General features: G+C 59.2%; 25 protein-coding genes and 1 pseudogene. 9 read left to right on the top strand and 17 right to left on the bottom strand.

What is annotated here, in order from left to right; translation table 11 throughout:
• Positions 1-44: 44 nt before the first annotated feature.
• Complete coding sequence (locus tag ACA053_RS12085; protein ID WP_497317441.1) at positions 45-293, top strand: hypothetical protein; 249 nt, start codon at positions 45-47, stop codon at positions 291-293.
• 266 nt (positions 294-559) lie between these two features.
• Here ACA053_RS12085 and ACA053_RS12080 read toward each other — a convergent pair whose 3' ends face one another.
• Positions 560-760 (bottom strand): DUF2188 domain-containing protein, encoded by a 201-nt coding sequence (locus ACA053_RS12080; protein WP_497395639.1) that lies wholly within the window; start codon positions 758-760, stop codon positions 560-562.
• 211 nt (positions 761-971) lie between these two features.
• On the opposite strand from ACA053_RS12080, the gene ACA053_RS12075 reads away from it, so the two are divergent.
• The gene (locus ACA053_RS12075; RefSeq protein ID WP_497395637.1) at positions 972-1,334 is read left to right on the top strand and encodes an NUDIX hydrolase; all 363 of its coding nucleotides are present in this window, start codon (positions 972-974) and stop codon (positions 1,332-1,334) included.
• Between the two features lie 15 nt (positions 1,335-1,349).
• Here the strand turns inward: ACA053_RS12075 and ACA053_RS12070 are convergent, their stop codons facing one another.
• From ACA053_RS12070 to ACA053_RS12035, 8 genes are all read right to left on the bottom strand, one after another.
• On the bottom strand, positions 1,350-2,123 hold the full coding sequence (locus ACA053_RS12070; RefSeq protein ID WP_109630014.1) for a 1,6-dihydroxycyclohexa-2,4-diene-1-carboxylate dehydrogenase: 774 nt from the start codon (positions 2,121-2,123) through the stop codon (positions 1,350-1,352).
• Positions 2,124-2,202: 79 nt separating this feature from the next.
• Positions 2,203-3,216, bottom strand: a complete 1,014-nt coding sequence (gene benC / locus ACA053_RS12065) for a benzoate 1,2-dioxygenase electron transfer component BenC (RefSeq protein ID WP_497395635.1) — start codon at positions 3,214-3,216, stop codon at positions 2,203-2,205.
• Between the two features lie 10 nt (positions 3,217-3,226).
• The gene (benB, locus tag ACA053_RS12060; protein WP_497395633.1) at positions 3,227-3,715 is read right to left on the bottom strand and encodes a benzoate 1,2-dioxygenase small subunit; all 489 of its coding nucleotides are present in this window, start codon (positions 3,713-3,715) and stop codon (positions 3,227-3,229) included.
• Entirely contained in the window at positions 3,712-5,076 is a 1,365-nt protein-coding gene (gene benA / locus ACA053_RS12055) for a benzoate 1,2-dioxygenase large subunit (RefSeq protein ID WP_497395631.1), read from the bottom strand. Before benA ends, benB begins: the two co-directional genes overlap by 4 nt.
• Before the next feature lie 295 nt (positions 5,077-5,371).
• Complete coding sequence (locus ACA053_RS12050) at positions 5,372-6,331, bottom strand: AraC family transcriptional regulator (RefSeq protein WP_497317432.1); 960 nt, start codon at positions 6,329-6,331, stop codon at positions 5,372-5,374.
• Positions 6,332-6,590: 259 nt separating this feature from the next.
• Positions 6,591-7,520, bottom strand: a complete 930-nt coding sequence (gene catA / locus ACA053_RS12045; RefSeq protein WP_109630000.1) for a catechol 1,2-dioxygenase — start codon at positions 7,518-7,520, stop codon at positions 6,591-6,593.
• 55 nt (positions 7,521-7,575) lie between these two features.
• Positions 7,576-7,866, bottom strand: a complete 291-nt coding sequence (catC, locus tag ACA053_RS12040) for a muconolactone Delta-isomerase (RefSeq protein WP_109629998.1) — start codon at positions 7,864-7,866, stop codon at positions 7,576-7,578.
• Positions 7,867-7,876: 10 nt separating this feature from the next.
• A complete protein-coding gene (locus ACA053_RS12035) occupies positions 7,877-9,025 on the bottom strand; it encodes a muconate cycloisomerase family protein (protein ID WP_162556202.1) in 1,149 nt (382 codons plus the stop codon).
• A 127-nt stretch (positions 9,026-9,152) separates the two neighbouring features.
• On the opposite strand from ACA053_RS12035, the gene ACA053_RS12030 reads away from it, so the two are divergent.
• Positions 9,153-10,034 carry a LysR family transcriptional regulator gene (locus tag ACA053_RS12030; protein WP_077749269.1) on the top strand — a complete coding sequence of 294 codons (882 nt, stop codon included), beginning with the start codon at positions 9,153-9,155 and terminating at the stop codon, positions 10,032-10,034.
• A gap of 211 nt (positions 10,035-10,245) precedes the next feature.
• On the opposite strand, the gene ACA053_RS12025 is transcribed toward ACA053_RS12030, so the two are convergent.
• Positions 10,246-11,145 carry a polysaccharide deacetylase family protein gene (locus ACA053_RS12025; protein ID WP_497395629.1) on the bottom strand — a complete coding sequence of 300 codons (900 nt, stop codon included), beginning with the start codon at positions 11,143-11,145 and terminating at the stop codon, positions 10,246-10,248.
• A 132-nt stretch (positions 11,146-11,277) separates the two neighbouring features.
• Here ACA053_RS12025 and ACA053_RS12020 point away from each other — a divergent pair.
• From ACA053_RS12020 to ACA053_RS12010, 3 genes and pseudogenes are all read left to right on the top strand, one after another.
• Positions 11,278-11,418: pseudogene (locus tag ACA053_RS12020) on the top strand (ABC transporter ATP-binding protein); the annotation flags it as partial.
• Between the two features lie 49 nt (positions 11,419-11,467).
• Positions 11,468-12,148, top strand: coding sequence for an SOS response-associated peptidase (locus ACA053_RS12015; protein ID WP_497395627.1), 681 nt, complete (start codon positions 11,468-11,470; stop codon positions 12,146-12,148).
• Positions 12,149-12,399: 251 nt separating this feature from the next.
• On the top strand, positions 12,400-12,672 hold the full coding sequence (locus ACA053_RS12010) for a hypothetical protein (RefSeq protein ID WP_497395625.1): 273 nt from the start codon (positions 12,400-12,402) through the stop codon (positions 12,670-12,672).
• Positions 12,673-12,695: 23 nt separating this feature from the next.
• Here ACA053_RS12010 and ACA053_RS12005 read toward each other — a convergent pair whose 3' ends face one another.
• On the bottom strand, positions 12,696-12,857 hold the full coding sequence (locus tag ACA053_RS12005) for a hypothetical protein (RefSeq protein WP_497395623.1): 162 nt from the start codon (positions 12,855-12,857) through the stop codon (positions 12,696-12,698).
• On the opposite strand from ACA053_RS12005, the gene ACA053_RS12000 reads away from it, so the two are divergent.
• Positions 12,856-13,083 carry a DUF6555 family protein gene (locus tag ACA053_RS12000; RefSeq protein ID WP_497395621.1) on the top strand — a complete coding sequence of 76 codons (228 nt, stop codon included), beginning with the start codon at positions 12,856-12,858 and terminating at the stop codon, positions 13,081-13,083. The genes ACA053_RS12005 and ACA053_RS12000 overlap by 2 nt on opposite strands.
• A gap of 256 nt (positions 13,084-13,339) precedes the next feature.
• Here ACA053_RS12000 and ACA053_RS11995 read toward each other — a convergent pair whose 3' ends face one another.
• From ACA053_RS11995 to ACA053_RS11985, 3 genes are read right to left on the bottom strand one after another with little or no spacing between them, the layout of a single operon-like run.
• On the bottom strand, positions 13,340-13,498 hold the full coding sequence (locus ACA053_RS11995) for a hypothetical protein (protein WP_497317421.1): 159 nt from the start codon (positions 13,496-13,498) through the stop codon (positions 13,340-13,342).
• A gap of 55 nt (positions 13,499-13,553) precedes the next feature.
• Positions 13,554-13,865 carry an AzlD domain-containing protein gene (locus tag ACA053_RS11990; RefSeq protein WP_010455066.1) on the bottom strand — a complete coding sequence of 104 codons (312 nt, stop codon included), beginning with the start codon at positions 13,863-13,865 and terminating at the stop codon, positions 13,554-13,556.
• The gene (locus ACA053_RS11985; protein WP_497317419.1) at positions 13,865-14,563 is read right to left on the bottom strand and encodes an AzlC family ABC transporter permease; all 699 of its coding nucleotides are present in this window, start codon (positions 14,561-14,563) and stop codon (positions 13,865-13,867) included. The genes ACA053_RS11990 and ACA053_RS11985 overlap by 1 nt, the downstream gene beginning before the upstream one ends.
• A gap of 168 nt (positions 14,564-14,731) precedes the next feature.
• Here ACA053_RS11985 and ACA053_RS11980 point away from each other — a divergent pair, with 168 nt between their 5' ends.
• Entirely contained in the window at positions 14,732-15,106 is a 375-nt protein-coding gene (locus ACA053_RS11980; RefSeq protein WP_109629982.1) for a DUF2784 domain-containing protein, read from the top strand.
• 49 nt (positions 15,107-15,155) lie between these two features.
• Here ACA053_RS11980 and ACA053_RS11975 read toward each other — a convergent pair whose 3' ends face one another.
• Complete coding sequence (locus ACA053_RS11975) at positions 15,156-16,733, bottom strand: sensor domain-containing diguanylate cyclase (protein WP_497395619.1); 1,578 nt, start codon at positions 16,731-16,733, stop codon at positions 15,156-15,158.
• Between the two features lie 153 nt (positions 16,734-16,886).
• On the bottom strand, positions 16,887-17,414 hold the full coding sequence (locus ACA053_RS11970; RefSeq protein WP_497395617.1) for a DUF3087 domain-containing protein: 528 nt from the start codon (positions 17,412-17,414) through the stop codon (positions 16,887-16,889).
• A 226-nt stretch (positions 17,415-17,640) separates the two neighbouring features.
• Here ACA053_RS11970 and ppnN point away from each other — a divergent pair, with 226 nt between their 5' ends.
• Positions 17,641-19,014, top strand: coding sequence for a nucleotide 5'-monophosphate nucleosidase PpnN (ppnN, locus tag ACA053_RS11965; RefSeq protein ID WP_497317411.1), 1,374 nt, complete (start codon positions 17,641-17,643; stop codon positions 19,012-19,014).
• Positions 19,015-19,322: 308 nt separating this feature from the next.
• On the opposite strand, the gene ACA053_RS11960 is transcribed toward ppnN, so the two are convergent.
• Positions 19,323-19,568, bottom strand: coding sequence for a DUF2790 domain-containing protein (locus tag ACA053_RS11960; RefSeq protein WP_497317409.1), 246 nt, complete (start codon positions 19,566-19,568; stop codon positions 19,323-19,325).
• Between the last annotated feature and the right edge of the window lie 133 nt (positions 19,569-19,701).

Here is a 19,701-nt window from a genome sequence, read left to right as displayed (position 1 = left end):
ATTGGGACTACTCTTTTGTAGCGGGGTATTTGCAGGAGGTCATCATGTGGCTCAACGAGGATGAAAATGAACTTCGGCGTGATCTGCAAGGACTTGCGTCAGACCTGAGGTGGTCGGCGGTGGAACTCTTGCGCATTGCAGAGCAACTACGCCTGGCTGGCAATGATGTTGATGCGCAAGCGGCCATGAAGTTGTGCAATCTATTTCAAGGCGATGAACAGCGACTGGCGGGCTATGCCGAAGAAGTGAAAGCCAAAATCATCAGTCGGACGAAAGCTCAAAAAGCGCGATAGCGGGAGCCTTGTCATGAACAAGCTTCCATTCGCGCTGGTCGTCGTGCTGGCGGTGGAGGTTACTAGCCAGTGCGGCGTACCGGGCTAGCCGGAAACAGGTTTATTACAAGTGTCTCGCCATTTATCCGCGAACGAAGTGATCTTTTCGCTTTTGAGGTCAGGAGAATCGAGAACGGGCTCTCACCCAAATGTCACGTTTAAAATCCTCCCGCCCCTGGTTTGAAGACAAAAAAAAGCCCCGGCATACCAGGGCTTCAAACGCTCGCTCATTCTGATTTCTGGCTTGCAGTCGATCGACCCTCTCTAGCTTTGTAGGCGGGAAGAGCGGCTGCAAACGCCAGTGCCTCCTCTCTGCTGCCAAAGGCTCCGAGCCGGTCGCCTTTGGTGCACACCCGCCAGGGGCCGTTGTTTACGCTGAGTACGTCATAACCGTTCATGTGCATTTTATTCAGCATCGGAACGCTCATAGTCACCTCCTTTTCGGCAGTGATAAGCCACGATTGACTTGGCTACCTTACACCCGACCTTCGCCCAAGTGCCGACCAGACGTCGCGCCGGGTTTACGACATTCCTTTGCACTTTCTGCAGCTCCCACGACTCCAACCCTTGAAACACGGGCCTCGGCCTGAATATTGCATTTTTATGACTGTTTTATGACAAGCGGCGGTTTAGTAACACATGAAAGTAAGGGCAACAGTCATTTGCGAGCAGGATCGGCATGTTCTCCTGGTGCGCAAACCCAGGTGCCGCTGGACCTTGCCCGGAGGAAAAGTCGAGCGCGGTGAAACCACTGCGGGCGCAGCCATGCGCGAACTCCTGGAAGAAACAGGGCTGGGCGTCGACGGCTTGCTGTACTTGATGGAGCTGGAAACGGGCAGCACCCGACACCATGTTTATGAGGCGTCAGTGCTCAATTCGGACGAAGCCCGGCCGCAAAATGAAATCTTCGATTGCATGTGGTATCCGCTGGACGCGGTTCAAAACCTGAACACAAGCGACGCCACGCTCAAGATCGTCAGAGCCTTTCAGCGTCGCCTGTAAGTTTGTGCAGTCATCTCAGCCCTGGTCGCCGCCGCCCACCGGCATGATCATGCCGGTGATGTACGACGCTTCGTCGCTGGCCAGAAACAGGATAGCGCCTGCCTGCTCATCCAGCGTGCCGTAGCGTTTCATCAAACTGCTGTCGAGCGTCTGGTCGACGATCTGCTGGTACCAGACCTTTTCTTCGGTGCTCTGCTCTTCACTGTTTCGCGGGATGACCCGTGGCGGCGCTTCCGTGCCACCGGGCGCAGTGGCATTGACCCGAACCCCTCGCCCGGCGGTTTCAAACGCCAGGCAGGCGGTCAGCGCGTTGACGCCGCCCTTCGCCGCACCATAGGGCACGCGATTGATGCTGCGGGTGGCGATGGAGGATACGTTGACGATGGCGCCGCTGCCCTGCTCCAGCATGAACGGTAGCGCAGCATGGCAGCACCATAATGTCGGAAACAGCGAACGGCGGATTTCAGCCTCGATCTGCTGCTCTTCGTAGTGCTCGAAAGGCTTGGCCCAGATCGTGCCGCCCACGTTGTTCACCAGCACATCCAGACGCCCGAAGCGCTCGACGGCGGTGCGCATCACACGGCTGCATTCGCTGTATTGCTCAAGGTCAGCGGTCAAGGCAAGCACCTGACTGTCCTGCGCCAAGTGTTGCTGCACCTCGAACACCAGGTCCGAGCGATCAACCAGAATCAATCGCGCACCCTCAGCGGCCATGCGCTCCGCCACACGCCGACCGATGCCTTGCGCCGCGCCAGTGATCAGCGCGACTTTTTCGTGAAATCTGTTCATGGTCACCTCAATACGAAAATCAATTTCGCGGGAACGGCTATCTCGGCAGCTGCTACAGAGACGGTGTCGTTGCTGATACTCAAGCCGCGCTGGCGGCGAATTTCTCGTAGTAGAAGTTCGCCGGGGCGACGCCCTGTTCGCGAATGAACTGGCTGACCGCTTCGACCATCGGCGGCGGGCCGCACAGGTAGACGTCGACGTCGCCATCGTTCAAATGCCGTGGCTCGATGTGCTGGGTTACGTAGCCTTTGAGCGGGTGCTGGCTGTCGGGGTTGGCGACGCAGGCACTGAAGCTGAAGTTCGGAATTCGCGCGGCAAACGCTTCGAGCCGATCCAGTTCCACCAAGTCGAAATCGTTGGTCACGCCGTAGATCAAATGCAGCGGATGCTCACTGCCCTGCTCGGCGATTTTTTCCAGCATCGCGGTGAACGGCGCCAGACCGGTGCCGCCCGCCAGCAGCAACAACGGCCGGCGGATATCACGCAGATAAAAACTGCCCAATGGCCCGGCCAGGCGCATGCTATCGCCGGCCTTGGCCATGCCGGTGAGGAAGCTGCTCATCAAGCCGCCGGGCACGTTGCGGATCAGGAAACTGACTTCGCCGTCACGCTGCAGCGAGCTGAAGGAATACGCGCGTGTCTGTTCACTGCCGGGAATCCCGAGGTTCACATACTGGCCCGGCAGGAACGCCAGTTTGCTCAGCGACTCGCCCTTGATCGACAGCGCGATAGTGCTGTCGGACAGCTGCCGCACGGCGCTGATGGTGGCGTCGTAACTGGCCTGCTGGGTACGGCAAACCTGCGATGAAGTCGGCACGCGCACCACGCAATCGCTCTGGGCGCGCATCTGGCAGGTCAGGACAAAACCCTGCTGCGCTTCATCAGCGCTGAGCGCGTCTTCGATGTACTCCTCGCCCAAATCGTAACGGCCGGCCTCGGCGAAACACTTGCAAGTGCCACACGCGCCGTCGCGGCAATCCAGCGGAATGTTGATGCCCTGGCGGTACGCAGCATCGGCCACGGTTTCGCCCACATTGGCGTCGATGAACCGGGTGACGCCGTCTTCAAAATTGAATGCAATGGAATGAGTCATGACGGCCGCCTCAGAGGTGGTAGACATCGATGACCTGGCGAACGTAATCGTTCTTCAGGATCACTTTCTTGGCCTTGATCAGCGGGTTTTCACCGCGCACATCAAGGGTGTAGAAACTGCTGCCGAAATAGCTGTCGACGGTCTTGTAGCGAAAGCTCAAGGTGTGCCAGTTGAAGCGCACCTTGCACAGGCCGTCAGCCTGTTCGAGCAGCTCGATGTTGCTGATGTTGTGCGAGGTGCGGGTGTCCGGAATGCTCGCGCTGGAGCGCTCGGTCTTGATCCGGAAGATGCGGTCTTCCAGGCCGGTGCGGCTGCCGTACCAGATCAGCGAAATCTCGCGCTGCGGGTCTTCGGTCAACTCGTCGTTGTCATCCCAGGACGGCATCCAGAACGAGGCATCGGCGGCGTACATTTCCAGCCAGTCGTCCCATTGCTTGTCATCGAGGTAGCGCGCTTCGCGGTAGAGAAAATCGCGCACGGCGTCATAAGTGATGGTCATTTCACGGCCTCCACAGCAATCAACCCGGACTGTTCGGCGGCCAGGGCCTTGAGCATGGTTTGCTGCCAATACTTGTGTTGCAGCACGAACAGGCCTTCGTCTTCGGTACGCACGCCGCTGAGCAGCGGATGCAGATCAATTTCCTTGGCCGCCTCATCGGCGCCCTCGACCCAGTGCTCGGCACCGCGGGACATGTCATTCCATGTCGTGACGCTGCCCTGATAGCTGGTCTGGCACGAGCGGAACTCTTCCAGATCATCCGGCGTGGCCATGCCACTGACGTTGAAGAAATCCTCGTACTGACGAATCCGGCTCGACCGGGCGTGGTCGCTTTCGCCTTTGGGGGCGATGCAGTAAATGGTGATTTCCGTGCGGTCGACCGAGATCGGCCGGGCGATGCGGATCTGCGAGCTGAACTGGTCCATCAGGTACACGTTCGGGTACAGGCACAGGTTGCGCGAGTTCTCGATCATCCAGTCGGCGCGGGCCTGGCCGAAGTCCCGGGACAGTTCGTCGCGGCGCTCGTAGAGCGGACGATCCTCAGGGTTGGACCAGCGGGTCCAGAGCAGCATGTGGCCCTTGTCGAACGAGTAAAAACCCCCGCCCTGCTTGGCCCAGCTCCCGGCGCTCATGGTCGGGTTGCTGTCACCGGCTTCACGCTGTTTGCGTTGGTTCTGGGTGGCGGCGTAGTTCCAGTGCACCGAGCTGACGTGGTAGCCGTCGGCGCCGTTTTCCGCGGTGAGTTTCCAGTTGCCTTCGTAGATGTAGCTTGAGGAGCCGCGCAGCACTTCGAGGCCATCGGCGGACTGGTCGACGATCATGTCGATGATCTTGGCCGACTCGCCCAGGTGCTCAACCAGCGGCACGACATCGGCATTGAGGCTGCCGAACAGGAAGCCGCGATAGGACTCGAAACGCGCGACTTTGGTCAGGTCGTGGGAGCCTTCGCAGTTGAAGCTCGCTGGGTAACCCGCAGCTGCCGGGTCTTTGACCTTGAGCAGTTTGCCGGAGTTGTTGAAGGTCCAGCCGTGGAACGGGCAGGTGTAGGAACTCTTGTTGCCGGTCTTGTGCCGGCACAGCGTCGCGCCGCGATGGCTGCAAGCGTTGATGAAGGCGTTGAGCACACCCTCCTTGTTGCGCGCGATGAAGATCGACTGGCGCCCCATGGTGGTGGTGTAGAAATCGTTGATGTTGGGGATCTGGCTTTCGTGCGCCAGGTACAGCCAGTTGCCTTCGAAGATGTGTTTCATCTCCAGGTCGAACAGCCGTGGGTCAGTGAACATCTCGCGCTTGCAGCGGTAGATGCCCTGTTCTTTGTCGTCTTCGAGCAGGGAGTGAAGGTATTCGGGTCGCAGGGACATGGCCGCCGCCTCCATTGTTTTTATTCAGGCAGGGCCATGCTAGGACGGGGGGATGCGGGGGACTATCCGATGGGTGCAGACGTGCATCCGATTACTGCAACGTGCGGTGAATGGCTGATGCTTATCACAAGGATTAACACTGACCTGTGGCGAGGGAGCTTGCTCCCGCTGGGCTGCGAAGCGGCCCCAAAACCTGCAACCGCGATCATTCTGTAAAACCGGGGTCACAGGTTTGCGACTGCTGCGCAGTCGAGCGGGAGCAAGCTCCCTCGCCACAGGTGTTCGTCGTCTGCAGTCAGTGCCGGCGCTTGAGGGTGTCCGACGGCAATTCGCCGAATTGTTTGCGGTAGTTGTCGGAGAACCGCCCCAAGTGCAGAAAGCCGTAATCCATGGCCACTTCCGTGATGTTGCGCACATTGCAGGTCGGGTCGCTCAGGCACAGGTTGATGCGTTCGAGTTTCTTCTGCCGGATGTAGTTTTGCGGCGAGGTGCCGGCGTTGCGCTCGAACAAGCCGTACAGCGAACGCAGGCTCATACTGGCCTGCCGCGCCAGTTCTTCACTGTCGAAGTCCTGCTTGAGGTTGCGTGCGATGTAATCGGCAATCCCCTCGAACGTCGCCGACGACGAACCGAGGCTGCCGCGGATGACGTTGGTTTTCATCAGGCTGAGCATCTTGCTGACGATGATCTGCGCGTAGTGTTCCTGCACCCGTGGGATCTGCTCGGTGGCTTCGGCTTCCTGGCAAATCATCGCCAGCAGGCCGACGAAACCTTCCAGTTGATCGAGCTGATAACGGTTTTCCAGAAACCGCACGCCCTGCCCCGGATAGCGCCAGCGCTGCTCCTCGCACACCGACTCAAACAGTCGGGTCGGCACTTTGAGGATGAATTTTTCGCAATCGTCGGAGTACGTCAGGTCCACCGGGTCGTCGGGGTTGATCAGCAGCAATTCGCCCGGCGCAAAGTAATGCTCCTGACCGTGCCCGCGCCACAGGCAGTTGCCGCGCAGCAACACTTGCAGGTGATAGATCGTTTCCAGCGCGCCGGAGGTCACTCGCACACTGGCGCCGTAGCTGATACGGCACAGGTCGAGGCTGGCGAATTTGCGATGACCGAGGCTGGCCAGCGGACTGCCGGCCCTGGGCATGAGGATGCAATGGTTGCCGACATGCTGATTCACATAACCCGACACCGCGTAAGGGTCGGCGTGGTCGAATATTCTGCTGCGCTGACTCAATAGTTGCGCGTGCATCATCGGGTCACTCTCGTTGTTGTTATAGGTGTTGTCGGGCCATTCTAAGGCAGTACCTGCAACGGTGTGTCAGTGGGCTGACCTGTGGAAGGTTCTGGCCCTATCGCGAGCAAGCCCGCTCCCACAGTTGGCCGGGTTTCTTCAGGGCCAACGCGGTCAAAATGTGGGAGCGAGCCTGCTCGCGATAGGGCCACCAGCCTCACATCAACGTTGACTGACACTCCGCTTTCGCAAGCAGGCCCACTCCCACAAGGCGCAGCAATCAATCCTCGAGTGCACGAACCCGTTCGTGACGCTGTTGTTCGTCAGGTTGCGCAGAGGTCTGCAAGGTGAAATCGAATTCGATCTCGGCAAACCGGCCACTGACGCCATGGGCCGCCGCACGCTGTGGATCGTCGCTGAAGGCGATGTGGGCGATCAGTTCGTCGCGGGTGGCATAGGCAAAGTCATCGTGCAGGTATTGGTCGCCGTCGAGGTTGATCTGAGTGGTCAGGTGACGGTGATCCGGCGCGGAGATGAAGAAGTGAATATGCGCCGGACGCTGGCCATGACGGCCCAGTTGATCGAGCAATTGCTGGGTCGGACCGTCCGGCGGGCAACCGTAGCCCGACGGCACGATGCTGCGGAAGCGATAGCGACCCTCGGCATCGGTGACGATGCGGCGGCGCAGGTTGAACTCCGATTGCGTGGCATCGAAGTAAGAGTAAGTGCCGCCGGTGTTGGCGTGCCAGACATCCACCACCGCACCGGCCAACGGTTCGCCAGCGGTGTTGCGCACTTGGCCCTGCATGAACAGAACCACGCCCGGATCAACGCCATCATCCAGTCGCGCCTCACCGTCAGACAGCGGCGCACCCGCCACATACAACGGACCTTCGATGGTCCGCGGCGTACCGCCCGCCTTCCCGGCCTGCTCGTCTTCGGCGTCCATCAGCAAGTCCAGGTAGTGTTCCAGGCCGAGCCCGGCCACCAGCAAACCGGCTTCCTGACGCGCGCCCAGTACGTTGAGGTAGTTGACGGCTTTCCAGAACTCTTCCGGGGTCACGGCGAGGTCTTCGATGATGTTCACCGAATCACGCAGAATGCGGTAAATCAGGGCTTTGACCCGTGGGTCGCCAGCGTCGTTGAGCAAGCCGCTGGCATCTTCGAGAAACTTCTGGGCGCTGGCAGTGTGGGAAATCTTGACGTTCATTTTTGGCGGTTCCTCATCTTGTAATTATTAGCGTAGCGAACTGAACAGGCTGGGTTCAGCGGTCATCGTCTCGAATGGAAGAAGGATGCCGGCACATCGCGTCGACCTCGATCGCCATGTACGGAAACAGCGGCAATTGCATGAGCAGGTCGTGCAATTCCTGAACGCTGTCGACGTCGAAAACGCTGTAATTGGCATAGTGCCCGGCGATGCGCCACAGGTGACGCCATTTGCCTTGCTCTTGCAGGCGCTGGGCCAGGGCTTTCTCGTCGGACTTCAGCTTGGTGGCTGTTTCAGGATTCATGTCGACCGGCAGATTCACGGTCATTTTTACGTGGAATAGCATGATGCTCTCCTCAGGCTTGATGAACGGAAGTGGATGTTTTGTCGCGGCGATAAAACGCCAGGCGCTCTTCATCCAGGCTCAGGCCAAGGCCCGGTGTTTGCGGGACATGCAGCGCAAAATCGCGATAGACCAGCGGCTCGCTGAGGATGTCTTCCGTCAGCAGCAACGGGCCGAACAACTCGGTGTCCCAGGCCAGTTTATTCAGGGTGACAAAGGCATGCGCCGAGGCCAGCGTGCCGATCCCGCCTTCCAGCATAGTGCCGCCGTACAGGCCGATACCGGCGGCCTCGGCGATGGCGGCGGTGCGCAACACGGCGCGTGGCCCGCCGTTCTTGGCGATCTTCAGGGCGAACACCGAAGCGGCCCCTTCGCGCGCCAGGTTGAAGGCGTCTTCCACACACTCGATGGATTCATCGGCCATGATCGGCGCCGGGCTCACGGCATTCAGGCGTGCCATGCCGCTACGGTTGTTGCGCGAGATCGGCTGTTCGATCAGGTCGATGCCATTGCTGCCCAGGATCCGGCAGGCGCGCAGTGCGACAGCCTCGTCCCAGGCCTGATTGACATCGACCCGCACGCTGGCGCGGTCGCCCAGGGCTTTCTTGATGGCGATGACGTGGGCCAGGTCGCGATTGACTTCGCCGGCACCGATTTTCAGTTTGAAGATCCGGTGGCGCCGCAGGTCGAGCATTTTTTCCGCTTCGGCGATGTCCTTGTCGGTGTCGCCGCTGGCCAGGGTCCAGGCCACCGGCAGCGCATCACGAACGCGACCGCCCAGCAACTCGCTGACCGGCAGGCCAAGGCGTTTGCCATGGGCGTCGAGCAAGGCGGTTTCGATACCGGATTTAGCGAAAGTGTTGCCACGGATGCTGCGTTCCAGGCGCAACATCGCGGCGTTCACATTGCCGCTGTCCTCACCGATCAGCAGGGGCGCGAAGTGTTTGTCGATGTTGGTCTTGATGCTGTCCGGGCTTTCGTTGCCATAGGCCAGGCCACCGATGGTGGTGGACTCGCCAATGCCTTCGATGCCATCGGCGCAGCGCACACGGATGATCACCAGGGTCTGGTTCTGCATGGTGTGCATGGCCAGTTTGTGCGGGCGAATGGTCGGCAGATCGACGATGATCGTCTCGATCGATTCAATGGCAGTTGCACGCATGTCGATACCCGTCAGGTTCTTGAAGTTCTGAAATGGATTCTCGTACGGCTTTTTCCCCACGGCCAATATAGAATTGGTCTGGCTCGATACCTTAAAGGTATTCAACTGATCAATGCCTGGAGGCCCCATGGAACTGCGTCACCTGCGGTATTTTCAGGTGTTGGCTCAAACCCTCAACTTCACCCGCGCCGCCGAGCTGCTGCACATTGCCCAGCCGCCCCTGAGCCGGCAGATCCAGCAACTGGAAGATGAACTCGGGGTGTTATTGCTCGAACGCGGCCGGCCGCTGAAGCTGACCGACGCCGGACGTTTCTTCCATGAACACTCCACCGCCCTGCTCGAACAACTCGCCAAAGTGTGCGACAACACCAAGCGCATCGGTCTGGGGGAAAAGACCTGGCTGGGCATCGGCTTTGCGCCATCGACCCTCTACGGCGTGCTGCCGGAACTGATCCGCCGTTTACGCAGTGGCGAGCCCCTGGAGCTTGAGCTCGGGCTTTCGGAAATGACCACATTGCAACAGGTACAGGCGCTCAAGGCCGGGCGCATCGACATCGGGTTCGGGCGGATTCGCATCGACGACCCGGCGATCATTCAGACCGTATTGACCGAAGACCGGCTGGTCGCCGCCCTGCCCGCCGGCCATCCGCTACTGGCCGGGCCGATCAGCCTGCGCCAACTGGCCAAGGAACCCTTTGTGCTGTACCCCGGCAACCCGCGCCCCAGCTACGCCGATCATGTGATTGCACTGTTCGAATCCTACGGCGTGAGCATTCACGTGGCGCAATGGACCAATGAACTGCAAACGGCGATTGGTCTGGTGGGGGCTGGAATCGGCGTCACGCTGGTACCCGCGTCGGTGCAGTTGCTGCACCGAGATGACATTGGTTTTACCCCGCTGCTGGAAGACAACGCGACCTCACCGATCATCCTCAGCCGGCGCGTGGGCGATGTGACGCCGGGGTTGAATCACTGCTTGAAGATGATTGATGAGTTGCTGCCCCGGTGATGGAGCAGCCAAAAAATGACCTGTGGCGAGGGGATTTATCCCCGTTCGGCTGCGAAGCAGTCGTAAATCCAGACAACTTATTCTGCCTGAAATGACGCTGGGGCCGCTTCGCAACCCAACGGGGATAAATCCCCTCGCCACAAATGTGTGGGCTCGCGTTTAAGTGAACAGTATTACGCTCCTACGGGCCGTTTCTCATATTTCTCACGCTCTAATGAGAATCCCCATCCCACAGCCAATTCCAGATCCCCGGCAACTTCACTTCCTCTGAACCGCTACTTACGGTGCGCGCCAACGCCGCCCGTCGCAGCGCCGCCGTGTCGTCGTAAAACGGTTTTTGCGCCACCGTCACCCCAGTGGCCCGGGCGCTGTCGAGGAGGATTTGCAGGTATTCGCGGGCATGCCGGGCGGTATAGCGATTCAAGTCGTGAAAGGTCACCACCACCGGAATCACACCCTCCACCGTCGGCAGCTCGCCCAGCGCAATGCGCTCGCGCACTTCCGACAGTTGCAGCAGCATGTTGGCCCGCCGACGCGGGCTGGCGTTGAAGCCCCAGATCTTGCCGTCGTTGGCGCTCAGGTCCGTCAGCAACAGGTGCATGCCGTGGCGCTGGTAGGCGGCGAACACACGTTTGTCGTAATTCCAGAACGGCGGACGCACCAGGGTAGGCGGCGCGCCGGTGATCGCGGCGATGTCGGCACTGCCTTTGCTCAGCGACTGCTCCAGCTCTTGCGGGCTGAGCGAGCGGTGATTGGTGTGCGAATGAGTCGCCGTGTGGAAACCCAGCACATGCCCTTCCGCCTGTTCCCGGCGCATAACTGCGCGTCCGATGTCGCTGTCGCCGGCCCGTGGCGCGCCGGTCTGGACGAAGAACACTGCTTTGATCCCCGGTTGCACCGGGTTCTGCGCGAGGCTGTCGAGCACCGTCATGCTCGGGTTCCAGAAGCTCGACGCGCTGGGACCGTCGTCGAAGGTCAGCAGGAAGCGGATCGGTGGTTGCTCGCGCAAACGCTGTTCGGTCTGCGGGGTCAGCTCGATCGGTGAGGCAATGCAGCCAGCCAGCGCGACAGCGATGGCGAGCGCAGAGAGAACCTTGAACAGCTGTTTCATGGTTTGCCTTGGGCCAGACCTTGACGGTCATCACGTTAAACGGCAAAAACCCTTCGCCCATTGATCCATTGTCGGCCCGCAGGTGGCTACGGGCCGAGGTTGGATCAGGTTACACAGTGTTTGGTTCCAGCGCTCACCCTCGTAGCTCGCCCGAGCAGCATTCGTCAGGAGCTGGCTGTGGAATTGCCACATCCTCGTGACCGGCGGGACCCGTTGCTCGCGCAACTGAAGGCGTTGTCGCTGACCGAGTTGCAGCGTGCCCCTGTGATTTGAAGACTAAGCTGAACGCTCCAGCCAGCGCTTTCCAGCCGGAGATCAGCCGATGTGCGGACGACTCTCGCAGTACCGTGGCATCCACGACTTTGTCGCGGTGCTGAGCATTCCCGACGCGCTGATCAACCATGTCGGTGATGAACCGCTGGCCCGCTACAATGCCGCGCCTACTACCCAGCTCGCCCTGCTGCACCTTGAGCCCGACGGGTTGCACGCCGATTCGGTGCGCTGGGGATGGCGGCCGCATTGGGCGAAGGATCGCGCGGCGCCGATCAACGCCCGGGTCGAGAAAGTCGCTCACGGCCCATTTTTCCGGGCGATCTGGCCGCACCGCGCGATTGTGCCGATCGACAACTGGTTCGAATGGGTGGATGCCGGCGATTCGACGAGGCAGCCGTGGCTGATTCGTCGACGAGATCGGGCGCCGATCTGCTGCGCGGCGATCGGCCAGTTTCCATCGAGTGGCAGCGAGCAAAAGGAAGGCGACGGTTTTGTCATCATCACGGCGGACAGCGCCGGCGGCATGCTCGACATTCATGACCGGCGACCGGTGGTGTTGTCAGCGGAACTGGCCCGTGAATGGCTGGACCCGGCCACACCCAAAGAGCGCGCCGAGCAGATGGTGCTGATGCAAGGTGAAGCCAGCGAAGTGTTCGAGTGGTACAGGGTCGATAAAGCGGTGGGAAATGTCAGGAACCAGGGTGCGATTTTGATTAACAAGCTGGTTTAAAGTGGATCCATTCCTGAGCCTGAATAACCAAACGAGATAGACGTTACGCAGACTGTTTCATAATAGAAACACTTAGCGGAATGCAACAAAAGGACGCATTAACCGCTTGTCTGACAATTGAATCATCGTGCATACATTTAGAAACGCTACAGCTAGCATGCGCGCCGCATTTCCCTCGGCAGTACCCAATTGACCAAAGAGTCAATAAACAAGGAAATCCCGAAATTTAACAAGCCTTGCAGAGAACTAAGTTGCGCGACGATCTTGTAATTAATCAAGTCAGCGGTCTGGACTGCGTGTACCTGTCGTTGACAGAACGCTATCAACTTGACTGTTTTATCGGGCAATACATAAAGACCCGAAACCTGCGTTCCATCCCCAATATCAACGACATCCTTCATTCCACCCTCGCGGCCTACTCCGGCACACCACCGGTCATGGTCAACGAGCTGAATGCCTGGATCGACAAGACGTTGGGCTATCGGGCCTCCCACCCGGATTTTCCGCCACTGGAAGATCTTTAAAGTGATACACGGTTCAGTTCAACTCACAACTGAACGAACCGGACACCGTTGCACTCGAAGAAGAGGCCCATCTGGGCCTCTTTTTTTTCAACCTTCATTATCTGCGCAAGGATGACACCGCAGATTTTTTCAATGACCCATTCGAAGACTGAACCAGAGCCCTGCGCAGTTAAGGAGGAATACATGAGCGAACTCGTTCCCTATGCCGTGCACTATTTGCTCAACGGCGTTCGTCAGCACTTTTTCAAACTGGCTGAACAGTTCTCCGACGTGGACGCGATTCATTCGGCCTCCGCGCATGCCTTTCCGCAATCCGAGCGAAAGATCGCCGCACATGCCTCTCTCGAAGCGGCGCGCTTGAGCGCTCAACAATTGGGCATCACGCAGATACGCTGGAATGAGGCGATCTGACCCCTTCATCCGCTGCGCTTGATTGCGCAGCGCTGTTCACTCAATCACAGTACTTCAGGCACGCCTGTCTTTGTGGCGAGGGAGCTTGCTCCCGCTGGGCTGCGTAGCGGCCCCAAAATGTGATAACCATGCCGATTGTTGTGAGTGCTGCGCACTCAAGCGGGAGCAAGCTCCCTCGCCACAGGTTTCTTGCTCGATTGAAGATTGAGTGAACAACATTGCGCTTGATCGCGAGCTTTTGGTTTGTGCTGACCGCTCAAGGCTTCAGTGGACGCTCTTCGTCACGGTCTGACAGCTCTCGACTGTCGTCATGTTTCCAGGTCTGGCTTGAACGCCTCTGCCGCTCGAGTTCTTCCTCCGTGGGTTCATCCTCTTCTTCATTCAGATCCGTACGCCGCTTAGGTTCGTTAGCCATGCTCACCTCCTGAAGGGAATCCCCTTTAAGCGTAGAACAATTTCCAAAGCCCGACTCAAAGCCACCAACGCAGCAAAAAGAAAAACCCCATGCTCAACAACATGCTGAGCAAGGTATTGCGGGTGTACAGCACCAACCCCACCGCCACCAGCGAACTGATCAGGTACGGATTGTCCCACTGCAGATTCAGCTGTTTGTCCGGCATGAACACGATCGGTCCGCAGATCGCGGTCAACATCCCCGGCACGGCAAAACCGAGGAACTGCCGGGCATTGCTGCTCAGGCGCAGCGGCAGTCGAGGTTCGAGGAACACGTAGCGGTTCAGAAAGACGAGCACGCCCATCCCGATAATCACAGCCCAGACCATCATGTGCGCCCCATGTAGAATTTGTTGCAGATGAAGCCTGCAGTCATACCCGCCAATCCCGACAGCACCAGCGCCGAGCCCCACTGCCAGTAGCTGAACAGCACCGAACAAAACAGCGAAACCGCGACGCAGACCACCGTCGGCACGTTGCGCACCACCGGGGTGATCAGGGCGATAAAAGTCGCCGCAATGGAAAAGTCCAGCCCCAGGTGTTCGAGGCCGGGAATGCTGCTGCCGAGCACAATGCCCGCGAGCGTGAACAGGTTCCAGGCGATGTAGAACGTCAGGCCCACGCCCAGGGCATACCAGCGATTGAACTGCTGCTTGTCATGCTGGCTGGTCAGGGCGAACAGCTCATCAGTTAGCAAAAAGCCCAGCCCCACACGCCAACGGCCCGGCAGCGGTGAAATCACCGAACGCATGCTCATCCCGTATAGCAAATGCTGCGAGGTCAGCAGCAGCGTGGTCAGCAGAATCGAAAAGATCCCGGCACCGCCCTTGAGCATGCCGATGGCCACCAGTTGCGCGGCACCGGCAAACACGATGCTCGACAAGCCCTGACCTTGCAGCGGCGTGAGATTGGCCTCGATGGCCATGGACCCGGCCAGCAACCCCCAGGGCGCAGTCGCCAGGGACAACGGCATGATCGCTACGGCGCCGCGAAGAAAGGCACTGCGCGGCATGAGTGAGTTCGACATAACGCTCTACAACCAGGGAAAGACGCCAGACTGTGCCAGCAGTTGCGGTCGATGGCTTGAACAATCTTGCGCACTTGCGGGCAACGCCTGCCGAATGGCGCTGAACCGCTGTAATGAAGAGAACGCGAGTACCATGGAGCTATTCGCCTAATGCGTCAGGGAGTCGACATGCTTTACCGGATCGCCGCCGATGGGCTGGTGCTGTTTCACTTGCTGTTCATTCTGTTCGTGCTGTTCGGCGGGCTGCTGGTGCTCAAATGGCGCCCCCTGATCTGGTGGCACCTGCCCGCGGCTGTGTGGGGCGTGAGTGTGGAGGTTTTTCACCTGCCATGCCCGCTGACGCAATGGGAAAACCTCATGCGCCAGGCCGCCGGGCAAACCGGTTACGGCGGTGGTTTCATTGAACATTACGTGTGGCCGGTCATCTACCCGGCCGGGCTGACACCCGCGATTCAACTGGCACTGGGCAGTGTGGTGCTGGCGATCAACGTCGTGGTCTATCTTCGGCTGATCAGGTTGTGGAAGTTACGCCGAGCTGCCTGAAACACCCGCCGAGGACAGAGAAAAAAAGTAGTGATCGCTTCGTTTGAATTCAGTTGGCAATGACGCTCATGTTCCGTCCACTGGCCTTGGCCACATACAAGGCCTTGTCCGCAGCGCTGACCAGGTCGTCGGGCTGATCCTGCGAGGCCGGGTTGTAGGCGCAGACTCCCACACTGACGGTCACCGTCCCTTCCGGGCATTCGCTGTGTTCGATACTGGCCTGCTGGACCGCGCGGCGGATTTTTTCCGCGACCAGGAACGCCCCCACATAATCGGTGCCGGGCAGCACCACCGTAAACTCCTCGCCGCCATAGCGGGCGGCCAGATCGCCGGGGCGCTTGATGTTGTCCTTGATGATCGCGCTGATTTTGCGCAGGCACTCATCGCCTGCCACGTGCCCGTATCGATCGTTGAAGCTCTTGAAGTGATCGACATCTATCATCAGCATGGCGAGGTGAGTCACCGTGCGCCGGGCACGGCCCATTTCCGCGAGAATAAACAGATCGAACTGACGCCGGTTGGAAAGCCCGGTCAGTGCGTCTTCGAGCGCCAGCAATTCAAGGCTGCGGTTGACCTCGATGAGCTTCTCTTGGGCATCGAGCAATACGCTTTGAATGTGATTCTGCTGCTTCATGAAGCGAATCAGGCGATAACCGAGCCCTCCTAGAAACACCAGCAGCAATAGCACGATGCCGGCGCTGAGGATTGACTCCTCGCGCCAACCGGCCAGGACGTCTTGCTTGTCCAGGCCGGCGAAGACGATCAGCGGATAACCATCGACTCGTCGGAACCCGACCACGCGCTCGACACCATCCACATAAGACTTGACGGTGGCCGTGCCGGAATTGCCCTTGGGCAACAGCTGCATAAACAGCGGCCCCTTGGCGACGCTGGTGCCCACTTCTGCTTCGTTGAATGGTCGGCGAACGACGATGCTGGCGTCGTCGGCGATCAGGTTGATCACGCCGTTCTTGCCCATGTCGATGCTGTCGTACAGCCCGAGGAAATGGGTGAGGTAGATCGTTGCCAGCGCCACACCGGCGAAACTGCCATCCGGGTGGTTGATCCTGCGTGACACGGTCATGATCCATTCGCTGGTCGAGCGACTCTTGATCGACGGACCGATGTGGGGGCCTCGGTCAGGATGATCACGATGGTAAATGAAATATTCACGGTCGGAATTGTTCGCACCGGGCATATCCGCGCCGTTGGAATTGGCGATCCACCCGCCTTTTTCGTCAAATACGAACAAGCCATGGAGCTGGGCCAGCTCACTGCGCTGGGTGGCGAGCAAACGTCTGAATCTGGGCAACTGCGCCGGGTTCACGCCCTCATTTTCGATGCGGTCCACCAAGGTAAACAGCAGCGTATCGGCCTGCTTGATCGACGATTGCGCTTGCGATGCCAAGGTCTGGGCCAGGTTGGACATCGCCACTTCTTTGTCATGCAAATGGTACTGACGTGAGCTCCAGGCTTCCCAGATCACAATGGTCGTTAACGACAGACACACCGCCACGAGCAGGACAACCGCATAGCGAACCCTGAGTCGGGACTCAATCGGTTCGGGCTCCCAAGGCACGGTGGGCCGGGTGTGTTCAATTCGGTCGTTGATGGACGGATGTCCCATGACGCTCCCTGAATCGTTATGACATGGCGACTTTTCCCGTTCGCCCTTTAGCCCCATCCAGTTGTGGATCGCGGTGCCCCATCAGAAACAAGATAGGCGATCTGTTAGCGTTGTGAAGGGTTTATGTCGGGGTGATGAGCCACACCACGGATTTTAATTCGACGTCTGCTTGATCGCTTCAAGCCAGGCGGGATTCAACTGCGTCTGTTCGGTGTCGAGACCCAGCGCTTCCATCCGCGCCTTGTGTTGCTCCATTTCCCGGCTCAATTGGCCATGGTCGCTGGAGTTGCCGTCCAGTTCGTGCATCTGGCTCAATCCAAGGTGGTAGAAACGCAGCAGCTTCATGGCCGTCGGATCACCCGCCTCCACCGCCGCCGTCAACTGATGCATCACATTGGTGATGCTCATCAGGCTGCGCTTGAGCTGCCAGCCATACACCGCCGGCGCCATCCACGCCTGAGACCAGAACGTGCCGCGCATCAGCGCCACCATCGCCAACACCGCGACAAACACGCCGCCGACGTTAAACCGCAGATTGTCGCCCCCGGGTTCACCGAACAACGCCACCGCCGTGGTGGACAGCACCATCGCCAGGGCCAGGAAAATCAGGGCAATAATCACCGTACTGCGTCGCGTCTGTTGTCGAAAGCGTTCGGCGTTCATCGGCTGGATTTCGAACATCGTGACGGGGTTCCTTGCATCAATGGTAAAAGGCTCGGTGAGCAAAAAGACTGCGGGGCATTATCGCCCCTGCGCAGGATTTAGCTATGCTGGGCGCCTCTTCATCTTTTCATCGTCAATCGGGGAACATGGCGATACCGCGCAGTTCGTGCCATCTTCTTTCATGGATACATACTATTCGGATGCCATTTGCGGGTATGAACGGCATCGTTTTAAGGATCATTGAATGACCCAACGACAAGTAATCAACGCCTCCGTCAGCCCTAAAGGCAGCCTGGAAACCCTTTCTCAACGTGAAGTACAGCAACTGAGCGAAGCCGGATCCGGCAGCACCTACACCTTATTCCGCCAGTGCGCCCTGGCCATCCTCAATACCGGCGCCCATGTTGATAACGCCAAGACCATCCTCGAAGCCTATAAAGACTTCGAAATCCGCATCCACCAGCAGGACCGGGGCGTGCGCCTGGAACTGCTGAACGCCCCGGCCGACGCCTTCGTCGACGGCGAAATGATCGCCAGCACCCGGGAAATGCTGTTCAGCGCCCTGCGTGACATCGTCTACACCGAAAACGAACTCGACGCCCAGCGCATCGACCTGAGCACCTCCCAGGGCATCAGCGACTACGTCTTCCACCTGCTGCGCAACGCCCGCACCCTGCGCCCCGGCGTCGAACCGAAGATCGTGGTGTGCTGGGGCGGCCACTCGATCAACACTGAAGAATACAAATACACCAAGAAAGTCGGCCACGAACTGGGCCTGCGCAGCCTCGACATCTGCACCGGTTGCGGCCCTGGCGTGATGAAAGGCCCGATGAAAGGCGCGACCATCGCCCACGCCAAACAGCGTATCCACGGTGGCCGCTACCTCGGCCTGACCGAGCCCGGCATCATCGCCGCCGAAGCGCCGAACCCGATCGTCAACGAGCTGGTGATCCTGCCAGACATCGAAAAACGTCTGGAAGCCTTCGTGCGCGTGGGCCACGGCATCATCATTTTCCCGGGCGGCGCCGGCACGGCCGAAGAGTTCCTGTACCTCCTCGGCATCCTGATGCACCCGGACAACGCCGGCGTGCCCTTCCCGGTCGTCCTCACCGGGCCGAAACATGCGGCTCCGTATCTGGAACAACTGGACGCGTTCGTCGGCGCGACCTTGGGTGACGCCGCGAAACAACACTACGAAATCATCATCGACGACCCGGCCGAAGTCGCGCGGCACATGACCCAAGGCCTCAAAGCGGTCAAACAGTTCCGCCGCGAGCGCAACGACGCGTTCCATTTCAACTGGCTGCTGAAAATCGACGAAGGCTTCCAGCGCCCGTTCGACCCGACCCACGAAAACATGGCCAACCTGAAACTCAGCCGCGACCTGCCCCCCCACGAACTGGCTGCCAACCTGCGCCGCGCGTTCTCCGGCATCGTCGCCGGCAACGTCAAGGACAAGGGCATCCGCCTGATCGAAGAACACGGGCCGTACCAGATCCGGGGCGATGCAGCGGTCATGCATCCGCTGGATCAACTGCTCAAGGCCTTCGTTGCGCAGCACCGGATGAAACTGCCGGGTGGCGCGGCTTATGTGCCGTGTTATCAGGTAGTTGCGTAATAAACGGCGCCTGACAAACACCCAATCCACTGTGGGAGCCAGCCTGCTCGCGATGGCGGAGTGTCATCCAACATTAATGTTGAATGACAAGGCCTCATCGCGAGCAGGCTCGCTCCCACAGTAAAGCGGTGTCGAACGCCAGTTTTGTGCACGACTCATTTCCCCCTGTGGGAGCGTGGCTTGCCCGCGATGGCGGTGTGTTAGCCGGCATAAATGCTGGATGTCAGACCGCCATCGCAGGCAAGCCAGCTCCCACAAGGATTGTGTGTACATCTGAAAGAGATTGGTCGGCTGACAGGCCGCCTAGGTCAACCGCCCTGATTGCCACACGCCGCGAACTTGCTGTAATCCAGCACCTTCTGCGTACCGCTCGAATCCAGATACGTCATCCGCGCATTCACAATCCCGCAATTCGCCCCGCCATCTTCTACAGTTGAAATCACCTTCTTGATGTCCAGGTGGCTGCTGCGAGCCTGAACATCCGCATGCGCCGAAAACGCCGCAACGTTCAGGACAGCAAAGAAGCCAGCGGCAACCAATTTGTTCCAATTCATGATCTGTCCTCTAAGTCGATGGGCAGTGGAGCGAGGCAAGTCATCCTGCCTCGATGGAACCCATTTAACCGGCCCGAGGTATCTGCCATGTGTCGCAAAACCGGGATTATCAAGGTGTAAGGTGTCACACAGG

Source organism: Pseudomonas sp. LBUM1672, assembly GCF_059695655.1.
Note: the sequence above shows the minus strand (reverse complement) of the source record. Positions and strands in the feature narration are given on the sequence as shown.

Coding starts and splice junctions, on each gene's coding strand:
- ACA053_RS12085 (WP_497317441.1), top strand. CDS start 45: ATGTGGCTCAACGAGGATGAAAATGAACTTCGGCGTGATCTGCAAGGA.
- ACA053_RS12080 (WP_497395639.1), bottom strand. CDS start 760: ATGAGCGTTCCGATGCTGAATAAAATGCACATGAACGGTTATGACGTA.
- ACA053_RS12075 (WP_497395637.1), top strand. CDS start 972: ATGAAAGTAAGGGCAACAGTCATTTGCGAGCAGGATCGGCATGTTCTC.
- ACA053_RS12070 (WP_109630014.1), bottom strand. CDS start 2,123: ATGAACAGATTTCACGAAAAAGTCGCGCTGATCACTGGCGCGGCGCAA.
- benC (WP_497395635.1), bottom strand. CDS start 3,216: ATGACTCATTCCATTGCATTCAATTTTGAAGACGGCGTCACCCGGTTC.
- benB (WP_497395633.1), bottom strand. CDS start 3,715: ATGACCATCACTTATGACGCCGTGCGCGATTTTCTCTACCGCGAAGCG.
- benA (WP_497395631.1), bottom strand. CDS start 5,076: ATGTCCCTGCGACCCGAATACCTTCACTCCCTGCTCGAAGACGACAAA.
- ACA053_RS12050 (WP_497317432.1), bottom strand. CDS start 6,331: ATGATGCACGCGCAACTATTGAGTCAGCGCAGCAGAATATTCGACCAC.
- catA (WP_109630000.1), bottom strand. CDS start 7,520: ATGAACGTCAAGATTTCCCACACTGCCAGCGCCCAGAAGTTTCTCGAA.
- catC (WP_109629998.1), bottom strand. CDS start 7,866: ATGCTATTCCACGTAAAAATGACCGTGAATCTGCCGGTCGACATGAAT.
- ACA053_RS12035 (WP_162556202.1), bottom strand. CDS start 9,025: ATGCGTGCAACTGCCATTGAATCGATCGAGACGATCATCGTCGATCTG.
- ACA053_RS12030 (WP_077749269.1), top strand. CDS start 9,153: ATGGAACTGCGTCACCTGCGGTATTTTCAGGTGTTGGCTCAAACCCTC.
- ACA053_RS12025 (WP_497395629.1), bottom strand. CDS start 11,145: ATGAAACAGCTGTTCAAGGTTCTCTCTGCGCTCGCCATCGCTGTCGCG.
- ACA053_RS12015 (WP_497395627.1), top strand. CDS start 11,468: ATGTGCGGACGACTCTCGCAGTACCGTGGCATCCACGACTTTGTCGCG.
- ACA053_RS12000 (WP_497395621.1), top strand. CDS start 12,856: ATGAGCGAACTCGTTCCCTATGCCGTGCACTATTTGCTCAACGGCGTT.
- ACA053_RS12005 (WP_497395623.1), bottom strand. CDS start 12,857: ATGTATTCCTCCTTAACTGCGCAGGGCTCTGGTTCAGTCTTCGAATGG.
- ACA053_RS11995 (WP_497317421.1), bottom strand. CDS start 13,498: ATGGCTAACGAACCTAAGCGGCGTACGGATCTGAATGAAGAAGAGGAT.
- ACA053_RS11990 (WP_010455066.1), bottom strand. CDS start 13,865: ATGGTCTGGGCTGTGATTATCGGGATGGGCGTGCTCGTCTTTCTGAAC.
- ACA053_RS11985 (WP_497317419.1), bottom strand. CDS start 14,563: ATGTCGAACTCACTCATGCCGCGCAGTGCCTTTCTTCGCGGCGCCGTA.
- ACA053_RS11980 (WP_109629982.1), top strand. CDS start 14,732: ATGCTTTACCGGATCGCCGCCGATGGGCTGGTGCTGTTTCACTTGCTG.
- ACA053_RS11975 (WP_497395619.1), bottom strand. CDS start 16,733: ATGGGACATCCGTCCATCAACGACCGAATTGAACACACCCGGCCCACC.
- ACA053_RS11970 (WP_497395617.1), bottom strand. CDS start 17,414: ATGTTCGAAATCCAGCCGATGAACGCCGAACGCTTTCGACAACAGACG.
- ppnN (WP_497317411.1), top strand. CDS start 17,641: ATGACCCAACGACAAGTAATCAACGCCTCCGTCAGCCCTAAAGGCAGC.
- ACA053_RS11960 (WP_497317409.1), bottom strand. CDS start 19,568: ATGAATTGGAACAAATTGGTTGCCGCTGGCTTCTTTGCTGTCCTGAAC.